15 protein-coding genes are annotated in these 13,710 nt (G+C 67.6%); 13 read left to right on the forward strand and 2 right to left on the reverse strand.

Annotated features, from left to right (window positions below):
- The first annotated feature begins 112 nt into the window (after nucleotides 1–112).
- The 12 genes from K0H49_RS05075 to hemP all read left to right on the forward strand — a co-directional run bounded on the left by K0H49_RS05075 (nucleotide 113) and on the right by hemP (nucleotide 10,753).
- The gene (locus K0H49_RS05075) at nucleotides 113–760 is read left to right on the forward strand and encodes a PepSY-associated TM helix domain-containing protein (RefSeq protein ID WP_219210022.1); all 648 of its coding nucleotides are present in this window, start codon (nucleotides 113–115) and stop codon (nucleotides 758–760) included.
- A 28-nt stretch (nucleotides 761–788) separates the two neighbouring features.
- Nucleotides 789–1,316, forward strand: a complete 528-nt coding sequence (locus tag K0H49_RS05080) for a DUF2271 domain-containing protein (RefSeq protein WP_219210023.1) — start codon at nucleotides 789–791, stop codon at nucleotides 1,314–1,316.
- Between the two features lie 35 nt (nucleotides 1,317–1,351).
- Complete coding sequence (locus K0H49_RS05085) at nucleotides 1,352–2,161, forward strand: DUF4198 domain-containing protein (RefSeq protein WP_219210024.1); 810 nt, start codon at nucleotides 1,352–1,354, stop codon at nucleotides 2,159–2,161.
- Nucleotides 2,162–2,184: 23 nt separating this feature from the next.
- Nucleotides 2,185–3,204, forward strand: a complete 1,020-nt coding sequence (locus tag K0H49_RS05090; protein ID WP_219210025.1) for an FAD:protein FMN transferase — start codon at nucleotides 2,185–2,187, stop codon at nucleotides 3,202–3,204.
- 2 nt (nucleotides 3,205–3,206) lie between these two features.
- Nucleotides 3,207–4,559, forward strand: a complete 1,353-nt coding sequence (locus K0H49_RS05095) for a sulfite reductase subunit alpha (protein WP_219210026.1) — start codon at nucleotides 3,207–3,209, stop codon at nucleotides 4,557–4,559.
- 229 nt (nucleotides 4,560–4,788) lie between these two features.
- Entirely contained in the window at nucleotides 4,789–7,176 is a 2,388-nt protein-coding gene (locus K0H49_RS05100; RefSeq protein WP_219210027.1) for a catecholate siderophore receptor Fiu, read from the forward strand.
- Nucleotides 7,177–7,265: 89 nt separating this feature from the next.
- A complete protein-coding gene (locus K0H49_RS05105; RefSeq protein ID WP_219210028.1) occupies nucleotides 7,266–7,943 on the forward strand; it encodes a Fe2+-dependent dioxygenase in 678 nt (225 codons plus the stop codon).
- Between the two features lie 238 nt (nucleotides 7,944–8,181).
- Nucleotides 8,182–8,454, forward strand: a complete 273-nt coding sequence (locus K0H49_RS05110; RefSeq protein ID WP_219213035.1) for a (2Fe-2S)-binding protein — start codon at nucleotides 8,182–8,184, stop codon at nucleotides 8,452–8,454.
- 96 nt (nucleotides 8,455–8,550) lie between these two features.
- Nucleotides 8,551–9,249, forward strand: a complete 699-nt coding sequence (locus K0H49_RS05115; protein WP_374122349.1) for an energy transducer TonB — start codon at nucleotides 8,551–8,553, stop codon at nucleotides 9,247–9,249.
- 20 nt (nucleotides 9,250–9,269) lie between these two features.
- Nucleotides 9,270–9,980: a MotA/TolQ/ExbB proton channel family protein gene (locus K0H49_RS05120; RefSeq protein WP_219210030.1), complete on the forward strand. Its 711-nt coding sequence runs from the start codon at nucleotides 9,270–9,272 to the stop codon at nucleotides 9,978–9,980.
- Nucleotides 9,981–10,023: 43 nt separating this feature from the next.
- Entirely contained in the window at nucleotides 10,024–10,440 is a 417-nt protein-coding gene (locus tag K0H49_RS05125) for an ExbD/TolR family protein (RefSeq protein WP_219210031.1), read from the forward strand.
- A 100-nt stretch (nucleotides 10,441–10,540) separates the two neighbouring features.
- On the forward strand, nucleotides 10,541–10,753 hold the full coding sequence (gene hemP, locus K0H49_RS05130; protein ID WP_219210032.1) for a hemin uptake protein HemP: 213 nt from the start codon (nucleotides 10,541–10,543) through the stop codon (nucleotides 10,751–10,753).
- A gap of 180 nt (nucleotides 10,754–10,933) precedes the next feature.
- Here hemP and K0H49_RS05135 read toward each other — a convergent pair whose 3' ends face one another.
- A complete protein-coding gene (locus K0H49_RS05135; protein WP_219210033.1) occupies nucleotides 10,934–11,341 on the reverse strand; it encodes a GlcG/HbpS family heme-binding protein in 408 nt (135 codons plus the stop codon).
- 161 nt (nucleotides 11,342–11,502) lie between these two features.
- Between K0H49_RS05135 and K0H49_RS05140 the strand changes: the two genes are divergently transcribed.
- Entirely contained in the window at nucleotides 11,503–12,204 is a 702-nt protein-coding gene (locus K0H49_RS05140; RefSeq protein WP_219210034.1) for a Bax inhibitor-1/YccA family protein, read from the forward strand.
- A gap of 44 nt (nucleotides 12,205–12,248) precedes the next feature.
- Here K0H49_RS05140 and rlmD read toward each other — a convergent pair whose 3' ends face one another.
- A complete protein-coding gene (gene rlmD, locus K0H49_RS05145) occupies nucleotides 12,249–13,691 on the reverse strand; it encodes a 23S rRNA (uracil(1939)-C(5))-methyltransferase RlmD (RefSeq protein WP_219210035.1) in 1,443 nt (480 codons plus the stop codon).
- Between the last annotated feature and the right edge of the window lie 19 nt (nucleotides 13,692–13,710).

Here is a 13,710-nt window from a genome sequence, read left to right on the forward strand (position 1 = left end):
CCGGAGCATCGCCCCTCGGGCGCGCGTAGGATGCGGGCGCTTTTCTCCATCGGGGCACAAGGCCAAGAATGACATTCATTCTCATTTGAAGGGCTAGAATCCGGCCCTTCCAATGAAGACCGCTTCCGCTCCCGACAACCGCCGACGTGCCTACTGGCTCAAGACCCTGCACGAATGGCATTGGGTGAGCTCGGCGCTGTGCCTGATCGGGATGATCCTGTTCGCGGTCACCGGCTTCACGCTCAATCACGCCTCGCAGATCGAGTCCAAGCCCAGGATCACCACGCTGCGCGCGAGCGTCGATGCGGCCCAGCGCGAGCGGCTCGCGCAGCAGGCCGGCGAGATCGTGAAGACCCGCAAGGGCCGGGCCGAGTTGCCTGCCGAACTGCAGGCCTGGGTGAAGAAGAACTGGCAGCTCGACACGCCCGGCGAGGCCGAGTGGACGGACGAGGAAATCTACCTCTCGCTGCCCCGCCCTGGTGGCGACGCCTGGATGCGGCTCAACCTGGACGACGGCGAGGTCGAGTACGAACGCACCGACCGCGGCTGGATCTCCTACCTCAACGACCTGCACAAGGGCCGCCACACCGGCGTGGCCTGGAGCTGGTTCATCGACGTCTTCGCGGGCGCCGCGCTGGTGTTCTCGATCACCGGCCTGTTCATTCTCAAGATGCACGCCGGCAACCGGCCCTTCACCTGGCCGATGGTCGGCATGGGCCTGGTCATCCCGGTGCTGCTGGCATTGCTGTTCATTCACTAGATCGTTCGTTCGACAGAAAGGCTTCTCCGTGCAAGTCCGCTACTCCCTGGCCGTGCCAGCGCTCGCCGCCCTGTTCGGCGCCCCCGTCTTCGCGGCCGGTCTCGGCGCCAGCATCGAGGTGCCGCGCATCAACGCTTCCGAATACCACCGGCCCTACGTGGCGGCGTGGATCGAACGGGCCGACAACAGCGTAGCCGCCACGGTCGCCGTCTGGTACGACGTGCGGACCAAGACCAACAACCCCGAGGGCGAAGGCACCAAGTGGCTCAAAGACCTGCGCCAGTGGTGGCGCCGCACCGGCCGCGAGCTCGAGGTGCCGATCGACGGCGTGACCGGCGCGACCAAGCCCGCCGGCAAGCACCAGGTCAGCCTGGCCGATGCCGCGACCGCCAAGCTCGCACCGGGCGCCTACAAGTTCGTGGTCGAGGCCGCGCGCGAAGTCGGCGGCCGCGAGGTGGTGACGATTCCCTTCCAATGGCCGCCGGCCAAGACCGACCTGCAAAGCGCCAGCGGAAGCACGGAACTGGGCGAAATCAAACTCGAACTCAAGCCCTGAGCGTCACCGATCCCTCCCCTTACCGGAACACTGACATGAACCTCTCGCTTCGCTCCATCGCCCTGGCCGCGACCCTGGCCGCCACGCTCGGCGCCGCCCATGCGCACAACGCCTGGCTGCTGCCCTCGTCCACCGTGCTGTCCAAGCCCGACACGATCTCGGTGGACGCCGCCATCTCGAACGACCTGTTCGTCGCCAACCATGCGGCCATGCGGCTCGAGAACCTGCAGATCACGGCGCCGGACGGCAGCGCTGTCAAGGCCGAGAGCGAAGCCAAGCTCAAGCACCGCAGCGTGTTCGACGTCAACGCGGCGCTGCCGGGCACCTACCGCATCGCGGTGGTCAACAACGGCGCCTTCGCCAGCTGGAAGGACAAGGCCACGGGCCAGGCCAAGCGCGCGCGCGGCACCGCCGAATCGATCGCCAAGGACATCCCGGCCGACGCGCAGGACGTGGTCATCACGCAATCGATCGGCCGCATCGAAACCTTCGTCTCGGTCGGCAAGCCGTCCGCGCCCAAGGCCATCGGACAGGGCCTGGAACTGGTGGCGTCCAGCGGTGCGCTCACCGACCTGGCCAAAGGCGAGAAGTCCAGCTTCACGCTGCACGTCGACGGCCAGCCGGCCAAGGACCTCGAAGTCACGGTGACCGCCAGCAACACGCAGTACCGCGATGCGCTGGGCGAGCTGAAGCTCAAGACCGACGACAAGGGCCAGTTCAGCGTGACCTGGCCCGCGGCCGGCATGTACTGGATCGATGCCAGCACCAAGGACGGCAAGACCACGCTGCCGCAAGCCAAGGAACGCCGCCTGAGCTACGCCGCCACCGTGGAAGTGATGCCCTGAGCCTTGCGGCCCCGAAAGAAGCCGTGACGGAGCGTCCCTCCTTCGCCACCTGGCGCGCCGGCGGCTACGCGAATGCGGCCGCGCCGCGCCGCGCCGATCCGGCCAGCCTTCAGAAGCTGGCCGGTCGCACGATGGGCACGACCTGGTCGCTGGTGTTCGACAACCCGGCGATGCTGACGCTCGACGCCGTCGAAACTGCCGTGCAGACGGCGCTGGACCGCGTGATCGCGCAGATGAGCACCTGGGAGAGCGGATCGGACATCAGCCGCTTCAACGCCGCGCCTGCCGGCAGCCGGCATGCGTTGCCCCCGGCATTTGCCGAAGTGCTGGGCTGTGCCTTGCACTGGGCGCACGCCAGCGACGGCGCGATCGACCCGACCGTCGGCCCGCTGGTCGCGCTCTGGGGCTTCGGCGCGCATGCGCAAGACGTCGCTGAGGCGATGCAGACGCCCTCCCCCGCCGCACTGGCCGAAGCGCATTCGCGCACCGGCTGGCAGCGGCTCGAATTCGACGCCGCCGAAGGCCGCATCACGCAGCCCGGCGGCCTGTCGCTCGACCTGTCCGGCGTGGCCAAGGGCTTCGCGGTCGATCAGGTGGCCGAGGCCCTGCAGGCGCTAGGCCTGCGCGACCTGCTGGTCGAAGTGGGCGGCGAGCTGCGCGGCCTGGGACAGCGCCCCGGCGGCGCGCCCTGGCGCGTACGCATCGATGCGGCCGGTGAAGACCTGCCGCCGGTGACGCTGAACGACCTCGCCATCGCCACCTCGGGCGATCGCTGGCATGCGCACGAACATGGCGGGCGCCGCTGGTCGCACACCATCGATCCGCGCACGGGCGAGCCCGCCTCGGCCGCGCTGGCCTCGGTCACGGTGCTGCATGCGCGCTGCATGCAGGCCGATGCGCTGGCCACCGCGCTCACCGTGCTGGGCGCGATCGACGGCCCTGCCTTCGCCCGGCGCCATGGCATCGCCGCGCTCTTCGTCTGCCGCGACGACAGCGCGCCACGCGTGACGACCACCGAAGCCTGGCGCGCGCTGAACACCTGAAGATGACCGAGCCTCTTCTGCGCGCCCTGGCCGCGGGCCTGATGGTGCTGGCCTATGCGGCGATGTGCCTGGCGATCTGGCGGCGCGAGCGTCGCCGCCATGACGCGGACGCGCGCGCCGCGGCAGCGCTGGCCGGCGACGGCGCACAGCCGCCGCTGCTGGTGCTGTTCGCCAGCCAGACCGGCCAGGCCGAAACCATCGCCTGGCAGACCGGGCGCGCGCTGCACGCACAGGGCACGCCGGTGCGCGTCATGTCGCTCAACGACCTCGATGCGACCACGCTGCGCGCCGCACAGCGTGCGCTCTTCGTGGTGAGCACCTACGGCGAGGGCGATGCGCCCGACGGCGCCAGCCTGTTCACCGAGAACCTGATGGGCGCGGCCGAGGCGCTGCCCATGCTGCGCTATGCACTGCTGGCACTGGGCGACCGCCAGTACACCCACTTCTGCGGCTTCGCACGCGCGCTCGACGGCTGGCTGCAGTCCAGCGGCGCCGTGCCGCTGGCGCCCCGCGTCGAGGTCGACAACGGCGACCCCGGGGCGCTGGCCGAATGGCATGCCCAGTGGGGCGGCGGCGGCGCCGAGGCGGAAAGCGCGGCTTTCGAGCCGTGGCAACTGGTCTCGCGCGCGTTGCTCAATCCGGGCAGCGAGGGCGGCCCGGTCTTCCACCTCGGCCTGCGGCCCCCTGCGGGTGTCGCGCTGCATTGGCAGTCCGGCGACCTGGCGCAGATCGCGCTGGCCGACGACCCCGGCCGGCCGCGCGACTACTCGATCGCCTCGCTGCCCCCGGATGGCGAGTTGCAGCTGCTGGTGCGCCAGGAATGCCATCCGGACGGCACGCTGGGCCGGGCTTCGGGCCTGCTGACGTCCACACTGGCGCCGGGCGATTCGGTGGCGCTGCGCGTGCGTGCGCATCGCAACTTCCGGCTCGATGCCAATGCCGGGCGCCCGCTGATCCTGATCGGCAACGGCACCGGCCTGGCAGGCCTGCGCGGCCACCTGCGCGCCCGGGCCCTCGCCGGCCAGCACGAGAACTGGCTGCTGTTCGGCGAGCGTCATGCGGCCCACGACCAGCTCTACCGCGACGAAATCGACGCCTGGCAGGCCAGCGGCGTGCTCCAGCGGCTGGACCGGGTGTTCTCGCGCGACCAGGCCGAACGCCTCTACGTGCAGCACCGCCTGCTGCAGGCCGGCGACGAGGTGAATGCCTGGCTGGCGCGCGGCGCGGCCGTCTATGTGTGCGGCAGCCTGCAGGGCATGGCCGGCGGTGTCGATGCGGCGCTGCGCCAGATCGCAGGCGACGCGGTGCTGCGCGACCTCACGGCCAGCGGCCGCTACCGGCGCGACGTGTACTGACACCGGCGCGCCCGACGTCACACGGGGCCGCACGGGCGTTGCGTGGCCGCCACGTTTCGCACGCAGATTCGTGACATCCAGTATTGATAGTCATTATCATTCGCACGCCTCACGCAGCGCCGTCCGGGGCACCTCCACCCAGCCAGTCTTCGCCTGCACGCGCCCGTGTGCAGCGCCTGATCCGCCAGTCGAGTTCTCGATTTTTTCCCCTCCCTTACGGAGAACCTCCATGGCCTATATCCAAAGTCGCAAGCACAACACAACACGCGCCATCGTCCCCCTGAGCGGCATCGCCGCCGCCACGCTCGCCGCCTTCGCGATGCCCGTGGCCGCGCAGACCGCCAACACGCTCAAGGAAGTGCGTGTGCAGGACTCCACCACCGCTGCCGACTACAAGGCAGACACCTCGGCCAACACCAAGTTCACGGCCCCGCTGGTCGACACCCCGCAGACCATCTCGGTGATCAAGGAACAGATCATTCGCGAACAGGGTGCGACCACGCTGTCGGAAGCCCTGCGCAACACGCCCGGCGCCAGCGCCTTCTACCTGGGCGAGAACGGCAACACCAGCACCGGTGACGCGATCTACATGCGTGGCTTCGACAGCTCCAGCAGCATCTTCGTGGACGGCGTGCGCGACCTGGGCTCGGTCTCGCGCGACGTGTTCAACATCGAGCAGGTCGAAGTGGTCAAGGGCCCGGCCGGCACCGACGTGGGCCGCACCTCGCCCACCGGCTACATCAACCTGATCACCAAGAAGCCGAAGCTCGAGGACAGCTTCACCGGCTCGGTCGGCCTGGGCACCGACAGCTACAAGCGCGGCAGCCTCGACTGGAACAAGGCCCTGAGCGGCGAAAACGGCGCCGGCGCCGCCTTCCGGCTGAACGTGGTCGGCGAAGACGCCGACGTGGCCGGCCGCGACGTGGTGAAGAACAAGCGCTGGGGCGTCGCCCCCTCGCTGGCACTCGGGCTCAACACGCCCACCCGCCTGTTCTTCGACTACGTGCATGTCCAGCAGGACAACATCCCCGACGGCGGCGTGCCGACCATCGGCCTGCCCGGCTACACCAACCCCGATGCGCTCAAGCTGGGCGCGGCACGCCGCAGCTTCCTCGACACCGCCGGCCGGGTCGATTCGAGCAACTTCTACGGCACCTCGTCCGACTTCGACAAGGTCAAGAGCGACATGTTCACCGCGCGCGTCGAGCACGACATCACGCCCGACATGACGATCCGCAACACCACGCGCTACGGCAAGACCTCGCAGGACTACATGCTGACCGCCTTCATGGGCGCCGGCCGGACGCTGGATGCGAAGGGCGCACTCGTCCCCCTCACGCCGACCTCGGCCTACCTGGCCACGCCCGTGGCCGGCAACCCTGCGACCTGGACCGTTTCGCGCAACCTGCCCACCAACAAGCTGCAGGAAAACACGATCTTCGCCAACCAGACGAACCTCAACGCCAAGTTCAACACCGGCTCGATCGGCCACTCGCTGAGCGCCGGTGTCGAACTGATGCGCGAAGAGCAGGCCAGCCGCGGCTTCTTCGGGCCGGCGGCGACCTCGAACGGCCAACCCGTCAACAACGGCTACTGGCCCGCGGCCAACCTCTACGCACCCGACCCGAACGTGACGGGCTACCAGCGCATCCGCAGCGGCGCCGACAGCAAGGGCACCACCACCACCATCGGCCTGTACGCCTTCGACACGCTCAAGCTCAACGAGCAGTGGCAGATCACCGGCGGCCTGCGCTTCGACCACTACAGCACGGACTACACGGCCGCCACGCTGTCGACGGCCACCACCGCGCCCGCACTGCCCGTCGGCACGCTGATGCCCACCTCGCTGAAGCTGTCGGACAACCTGTTCACCGGCAAGATCGGCGTGGTCTACAAGCCGGCCGAGAACGGCAGCATCTATGCCGCCTACGGCACCGCGGCACAGCCCCCGGGCGGCGCCAACTTCGCGCTGAGCGCAGGCGGCACGGGCAACAGCGCGGCACGCGTGGACTTCAACCCGCAGAAGGCCAAGACCGTCGAATTCGGCACCAAGTGGGACGTGCTGAACAAGCGCCTGGCGCTGACGGCGGCCATCTACCGCACCGACGTGACCAATGAAGTGGTGCAGGACTCGGTCTCGCAGCTGTACTACCAGACCGGCAAGAAGCGCGTCCAGGGCATCGAGCTCGGCGCGGCTGGGGCCATCACCGACGCATGGGGCGTCAGCGCGGGCTTCACCACCATGGACACCAAGGTCGCCAGCGGCCCGGTCGTGCTGGCGGACGGCGGCACCGCACTGGCCTACACGCCCAAGAATGCCTTCACGGCCTGGACCACCTACGTGCTGCCCTTCGGCCTGACCATCGGCGGCGGCGCGCGCTACAACGGCAAGCTGCACCGCGGCTCCGACGGCGCGGTCGGCACGCCGGCCTCGGTCGACGCGTACTGGGTGATCGATGCGATGGCCTCCTACCGCATCAACAAGAACATCGACCTGCAGTTCAACCTGTACAACGTGTTCGACAAGGAATACGTCGCGGCGATCAACAAGAGCGGCTACCGCTACACGCCGGGCGCGCCCCGCACCGCGCGCCTGACCGCCAACTTCGCCTTCTGACCTGCGTCAGCCTGCCGCATCCGGTCGGGTGCGACACTCCCAGCCCCGGCGCCTCCCGCCGGGGCTTTTTTGATGGTGAGGCTCCCGAAATGATGCTGCACATTCCCGAGGTGCTGACCGCGACCCAGGTGAGCGAGATGCGCGCCGCGCTCGAAGCGACCGACTGGGTCGACGGGCGCGAGACGGTGGGCGCGCAAGGCGCGCAGGTCAAGCGCAACCGGCAGCTGCCCGAGCAGTCGCCGGTCACGGCCCAGCTCGGCGGCCTGGTGCTGGCCGCGCTGGCACGCAGCACCCTGTTCTTTTCCGCGGCCCTGCCTCTGCGCTTCGTGCCGCCCCTGTTCAACCGCTACGAAGGCGGCGAGCACTACGGCCTGCATGTCGACGGTTCGGTGCGACGCACCGGGTCGGGCCAGCAGCTGCGCACCGACCTGTCCTGCACGCTGTTCCTGACCGGGCCGGACGACTACGACGGCGGCGAGCTCGAGGTGGTCGACACCTACGGCGTGCACGAGGTCAAGCTGCCGGCCGGCGACCTGATCCTGTATCCGGCCTCGAGCCTGCACCGCGTGACGCCGGTCACGCGCGGCGCCCGGGTGTGCTCCTTCTTCTGGCTGCAGAGCATGGTGCGCGACAACGCGCAGCGCGCCATGCTGTTCGAGCTCGACCAGACGATCCAGAAGCTGCGGGCGCGCTGGGGCGAGTCGGAAGAGACCGTGGCGCTCACCGGCCAGTACCACAACCTGCTGCGCATGTGGTCGGAGGTCTGAGAACCGGTGGATGACCCTGCTGCGCCCCCCGATCCCGCATCGGCGGCGCTCGCCGCACGCAGGCGCGGCGCCGGTCTCCGACGCAGGCTCGGGGCGCTCGCCACGGCTCCTTTCCATGCCCCGAGGCGGCGGTCGGACGGGAACCCTGGCAGCGTCAAGGGATAGTCATTGCAAATGCGACGAATTCGTATTTATAATTGGCTTTCTTCAATCAGCCAGCCAAAGCGCCTTCACTGCCATGATCGTCTGCGTGTGCCGCCGAGTGTCCGACCGGGAAATCGCACGTCATGTGCGCGCCGGCATGACCTTCGACGAAGTGCAGTTCGAGTTGGGTGTCGCCACGCAATGTGGTCAATGCGAGGGCTGTGCCCGCGACGTCGTCGCGCAATGCAGCGTTTCGCATCCTGTCGCCGCACTCAACCGCGATGACGGGGTCCGGACCATCCAGCTTGCCACTTCCATCCAGGAAAGCAGCGCATGGAACTCTTCTCCGCACTCGCTGGCAGCCTGATCTTCGTCGCCGGCTCGGTCTGGTGGATTTTTCGCAAATAGACAGCGGTTTGTGCTGCACTGGGATTTGCCTTGGCAAATCCTGATCGATGGGTGAATCGTGTCCGACCGCTTTTCTTCGTCTCCTCCCACGGCGCTGGGCCTGTCCCGCAACGCCATCATCGCGGGCAGCGTGGTGCTGTTCCATGTGGCCGCACTCTGGGCGCTGCAAAGCGGCCTGATCCGCAAAGCCGCCGAAGTGATCATCCCGGTGGAAATCCTGAGCGAGTTCATCGAACCGCCCAAGCCCAAGGAACCGCCTCCGCCGCCCCCGCCTCCCCCCACGCCGCAGCCCAAGCAGGTCAAGACGCCCCCGCCGCCGCGGCCGATGGCCATCCGCACGCCCGCGCCGGCACCCAACGCGCCGACCGGCGTGACCGAGCCGCAGCCGCCGGCACCGCCGCTCGCAGCCCCCGCACCGCCGGCCCCGCCCGCGCCACCGGCCCCGCCGCCGGCGCCGCCCGCGCCGCCTGCGGTTCAGCTGCCGTCGAGCAATGCCGACTACCTGAACAATCCGAAACCGGTGTATCCCGCCATGAGCAAGCGCTTGGGCGAGCAGGGCAAGACAATCGTCCGCGTACTGATCGGCGTCGACGGCCTGCCCAAGAGCGCCAGCATCCGCGAGTCGAGCGGCTACGAGCGCCTCGACGAAGCCGCGCGCACGGCCGTCCTGAGCTGGCGCTACGTGCCGGGCAAGCGAAATGGGGTGGTTGAACCGATGGAGTTCAACGTGCCGATCAACTGGGTTCTCAACTAATTTTTCTGGAGCAGTTTCGTATGGATTCCCACTTTGGCCTGATGAACGTATGGAGTCAGGGCGACTTCGTCACGAAGTTCGTTGCCGTCCTCCTGATCGGCATGTCGCTGGCCTCCTGGATCGTGATCTTCATCAAGGCGATCGACGTCATCAAGTACAAGCGCCTGGCGCGCCACTCGCAGGATTTCTGGCACAGCGAGGATTTCGCCACCGCACTGAACAAGCTGGGCAAGGACGAAAGCAACCCCTTCCGCGGCCTGGCCCTGGAAGGCCGCGAAGCCGCCGCCCACCATCGCAACACCAAGGCGCATCTGCATGATTCGCTGGACGTGAGCGACTGGATCACGCGCGCCCTGCGCAACGGCATCGACGAATTCACCGCCCGCCTGCAATCCGGCCTGGCGATCCTGGCCTCGGTGGGTTCGACCGCACCGTTCATCGGCCTGTTCGGCACGGTGTGGGGCATCTACCACGCGCTGATGAGCATCGGCTCGGCCGGCCAGGCCACCATCGACAAGGTGGCGGGCCCGATCGGCGAGGCGCTGATCATGACGGCGCTCGGCCTGGCCGTGGCCATTCCCGCCGTGCTGGGCTACAACGCCCTGGTGCGCGGCAACAAGTTCGTGCTGACCAAGCTCAACAGCTTCGCCCACGACCTGCACGCCTACTTCGTGACCGGTGCGCGCGTCCAGGCGACCGACGCCACCATCGTGCCGCTCAAGAAGGGCTGACACCATGCGCACCCCAGCTCAGACCCGTCGGGAGGCATGACCCATGGCCTTCGGAACCCAAGACGAACCCGATGAGGTGATGAACGAGATCAACATGACGCCGCTGGTCGACGTCATGCTGGTCCTGCTGATCATCTTCATCATCACGGTGCCCGTGATGAAGCACGCGGTGAACATCGACCTGCCCCAGGCGACCAGCGAGCCCGAGCAGACCAAACCGCAGAACATCCTGTTCACGGTGGCCGCCGACGGCAGCTACTACTGGAACGAGAACAAGATCGAGGACAGCGCGCTGCCCTCGCTGCTCGCGGCCGAGGCCAGCAAGGACCCGCAACCCGAGCTGCACATCCGCGGCGACAAGGCGGTGCGCTACGAACGCGTGGCGCAGGCCATGTCGGCGGCGCGCGAAGCCGGCGTGCGCAAGATCGGCTTCATCACCGAGCCCAACGCGGCCAAGTAAGCCGCGCATCGGATCGACTGAAAAAAAGATGATCGCAGTGATTGACTAAATTATTGCGAATCATTATCATTCAGACATCGTTTCGATAAAGGAACTCCAGATGCAAGCCAACCTCGCCTCCTTCGCCGTCCTGAGCCACCCGTCGCTCGACCAATCGGGCAGCGGCATGACTTCCGCGCAAATCGCCCGGCCGACGCCGATGGTGGAAAGCACCGATCTGCTGCGCGGCAGCAAGACGGTCGGCATCATGCACAACGGCTCGCTGTACCGCCTGCAAGCCACCAAACTCGGCAAGCTGATCCTCACCAAGTAAGCGATCAGCCCGCCTCCCTCGCAAGTTTCATCGTGGGGCGACTCGAGGAGATCACTCTCCAAAGGGTCGTTTTTTGCTAGCCAACGGCTTGCCGACTAGCCAAGCTTTTTTTCACTTTGACGCCGTCCAAAAAAAACGCCGACCCTCAGGTCGGCGTTTTGCTTGGAGGAGCGGATGTCCTCAGAGGCCGAGCGCGGCGATGCCGGCCTTGGCGATCTGTGCATCTTCATTCGACTTCACGCCGCTGACGCCGACCGCGCCGATGACGTGGCCGTCCTTCACGATCGGCACGCCGCCTTCGAGCAGACCCTGCACCAGGGGCGCCGTCAGGAAGGCCGTGCGGCCACCGTTGATGATGTCCTCGTAGACCTTGCTCTCGCGGCGACCCAGCGCAGCCGTGTGGGCCTTCGCCGGGGCGATGTGCGACGACAGTGCGGCCGCGCCGTCGAGGCGTTGCAGCCACAGCAGGTTGCCGGCGTCGTCGGAGATCGCGATCGTCACGGCCCAGTTGTTCTTCAGGGCTTCGGCTTCGGCCGCTGCGGCGATGGTCTTGACGTCGGCGAGTTCGAGAAAGGACTTGGTCTTCATGGCGTATGGCAGGTTGAGTGAACCTGCGAGCATACCGTTCTGGCCCCCAAAACCCTGATCGCGGGAGGGCGGACCGTTGGACGGTTTTTGCCGTACCCTTGGGACCGCGCCACCTAGAATGTGCCATCTGCAGTCCTGCAGCCAACCCTGGAGTTTCAGCAATGAACGACCGCGTCACCACCCTCGACACCACCGCCGGCTACGGCCAGGCGCTGCCGCAGGCCGAACGCCAGCGCGTCCTGCGCAATACCTACTGGCTGCTGGCCCTGAGCCTGCTGCCCACCGTGCTCGGCGCCTGGATGGGCGTGGCCACCGGCATCACCCGCTCGCTCACGGGCGGCTTCGGCCTGATCGTCTTCATGGGCGGCGCCTTCGGCTTCATGTACGCCATCGAGAAGACCAAGAACTCGGCCGCCGGCGTGCCGGTGCTGCTGGCCTTCACCTTCTTCATGGGCCTGATGCTCTCGCGGCTGATCGCGATGGTGCTGGGCTTCAAGAACGGTTCCGAACTCATCATGACGGCCTTCGGCGGCACCGCTGGCGTGTTCTTCGTGATGGCCTCGCTGGCCACCGTCATCAAGCGCGACATCTCGGGCATGGGCAAGTGGCTGTTCGTCGGCGCGATGGTGCTGATGATCGGCGCCGTCATCAACATCTTCGTCGGCTCGAGCGCCGGCATGATGGCGATCTCGGTGGCGGCCATCGGCATCTTCTCGGCCTTCATGCTCTATGACCTCAAGCAGATCATGGACGGCGGCGAGACCAACTACATCAGCGCCACCCTCGCGCTGTACCTCGACCTGTTCAACGTGTTCCAGAGCCTGCTGGCATTGCTGGGCATCTTCGGCGGCGAACGCGACTGAGCGCTGACCGCGCCCCAAGCAAAAAGGCCCCGAGGGGCCTTTTTTCATGGGCGCTCGAACACCGCGATCGACTCGACGTGGGCCGTGTGCGGGAACATGTTGACCACCCCCGCGGCCGTGCAGCGGTAGCCGGCCAGATGCACCAGCACGCCGGCATCGCGCGCCAGCGTCGACGGGTTGCAGCTCACGTAGACGATGCGCCGCGGCGGCGTCCAGCCGTCCGTGCGCGCACCTTCCTGCTGATTCAGGTCGGCCAGCGCCTTGACCAGCGCGAAGGCGCCCTCGCGCGGCGGATCGACCAGCCACTTGTCGGCGGCACCGTCGGCCACCAGCATGTCGGGCGTCATCTCGAACAGATCGCGGGCCACGAAACGCGTGGCCGCCAGCGCGCCGCGTACCGGCAGCGCCGGATGGTTGCGCTGGAAGTTGTCGGTGGCCCGGGCCACCAGCGTGTCGCTGCCTTCGATGCCCAGCACCTCGCGGGCCTGCGTGGCGAGCGGCAGCGTGAAGTTGCCCAGGCCGCAGAACCAGTCGATCACGCGCTCGTCGGACTGCACGTCGAGCAGGCGCAGCGCGCGGCCGACCAGCACCCGGTTGATGTGCGGATTGACCTGGGTGAAGTCGGTCGGCTTGAAGGGCATGGTGACGCCGAACTCCGGCAGCCCGTACGACAGCACCGGACCGCCCTCGTCGAGCAGTTTCACCGTGTCCGGGCCCTTGGGCTGCAGCCACCACTGCACGCCCTCGTTCTGCGCGGCAAAGTCGCGCAGGCGTTGCAGGTCGGGCGCCGACAGCGGCTGCAGGTGCCGCAGCACCAGCGCGATCACGCCCAGTCGGGTGGTGCCCGCGGCATCGCCGCAGGCCAGCTCGATCTGCGGGCAGGTGTCGCGCGCATCGAGCGAGCCGATCAGCGCGCGCAACGGCATCAGCATGTCGCTGACCTGCTCCGGCAGCACCGGGCAGACTTCCATGTCGGCCAGGTAGCGGCTCTTGCGCTCGTGGAAACCGATCAGCACCGTGCCCTTCTTGACCACGTAGCGCACCGACAGCCGCGCCCGGTAGCGGTAGTGCCAGGCCGGGCCTTCGAGCGGCCGCAGCATGTTCTCGGGCCGGACCTTGCCCAGGTGCCAGAGGTTGTCCTCCAGCGCGCGCTGCTTGACGGCCACCTGCGCCGTCGCATCGAGGTGCTGCATCTTGCAGCCGCCGCAGGCGCCGGTGTGCAGGCCGAAATGCGGACAGCCGGGGCGCACGCGCTGCGAGGACTCGCGCCGGATCGCCGTGACCGTGCCCTGGGCCCAGTTGTTCTTCTTGCGATGCTGGTTGAACTGCACCTCCTCGAAGGGCAAGGCACCTTCGATGAAGACCACCATGCCATCGGCCCGGTGGGCCACGCCTTGCGCGTCGAGGTCGAGCGACTCGACCTTCAGCCATTCATCGTGGGGAGCAGGCACTGCATCCCTCTTTTCTTCTGTCGTCGAATCCGTCATGGGGAAATTGTCTCAGGCC

Source organism: Variovorax boronicumulans (assembly GCF_019352895.1).
GTDB lineage: Bacteria > Pseudomonadota > Gammaproteobacteria > Burkholderiales > Burkholderiaceae_C > Variovorax > Variovorax boronicumulans_A.

What these genes read in the sequence shown, in the direction of transcription:
- K0H49_RS05085 (WP_219210024.1), top strand. Translation starts at nt 1,352, where the DNA reads ATGAACCTCTCGCTTCGCTCCATCGCCCTGGCCGCGACCCTGGCCGCC.
- K0H49_RS05095 (WP_219210026.1), top strand. Translation starts at nt 3,207, where the DNA reads ATGACCGAGCCTCTTCTGCGCGCCCTGGCCGCGGGCCTGATGGTGCTG.
- K0H49_RS05105 (WP_219210028.1), top strand. Translation starts at nt 7,266, where the DNA reads ATGATGCTGCACATTCCCGAGGTGCTGACCGCGACCCAGGTGAGCGAG.
- hemP (WP_219210032.1), top strand. Translation starts at nt 10,541, where the DNA reads ATGCAAGCCAACCTCGCCTCCTTCGCCGTCCTGAGCCACCCGTCGCTC.
- K0H49_RS05100 (WP_219210027.1), top strand. Translation starts at nt 4,789, where the DNA reads ATGGCCTATATCCAAAGTCGCAAGCACAACACAACACGCGCCATCGTC.
- K0H49_RS05125 (WP_219210031.1), top strand. Translation starts at nt 10,024, where the DNA reads ATGGCCTTCGGAACCCAAGACGAACCCGATGAGGTGATGAACGAGATC.
- rlmD (WP_219210035.1), bottom strand. Translation starts at nt 13,691, where the DNA reads ATGACGGATTCGACGACAGAAGAAAAGAGGGATGCAGTGCCTGCTCCC.
- K0H49_RS05140 (WP_219210034.1), top strand. Translation starts at nt 11,503, where the DNA reads ATGAACGACCGCGTCACCACCCTCGACACCACCGCCGGCTACGGCCAG.
- K0H49_RS05120 (WP_219210030.1), top strand. Translation starts at nt 9,270, where the DNA reads ATGGATTCCCACTTTGGCCTGATGAACGTATGGAGTCAGGGCGACTTC.
- K0H49_RS05135 (WP_219210033.1), bottom strand. Translation starts at nt 11,341, where the DNA reads ATGAAGACCAAGTCCTTTCTCGAACTCGCCGACGTCAAGACCATCGCC.
- K0H49_RS05075 (WP_219210022.1), top strand. Translation starts at nt 113, where the DNA reads ATGAAGACCGCTTCCGCTCCCGACAACCGCCGACGTGCCTACTGGCTC.
- K0H49_RS05110 (WP_219213035.1), top strand. Translation starts at nt 8,182, where the DNA reads ATGATCGTCTGCGTGTGCCGCCGAGTGTCCGACCGGGAAATCGCACGT.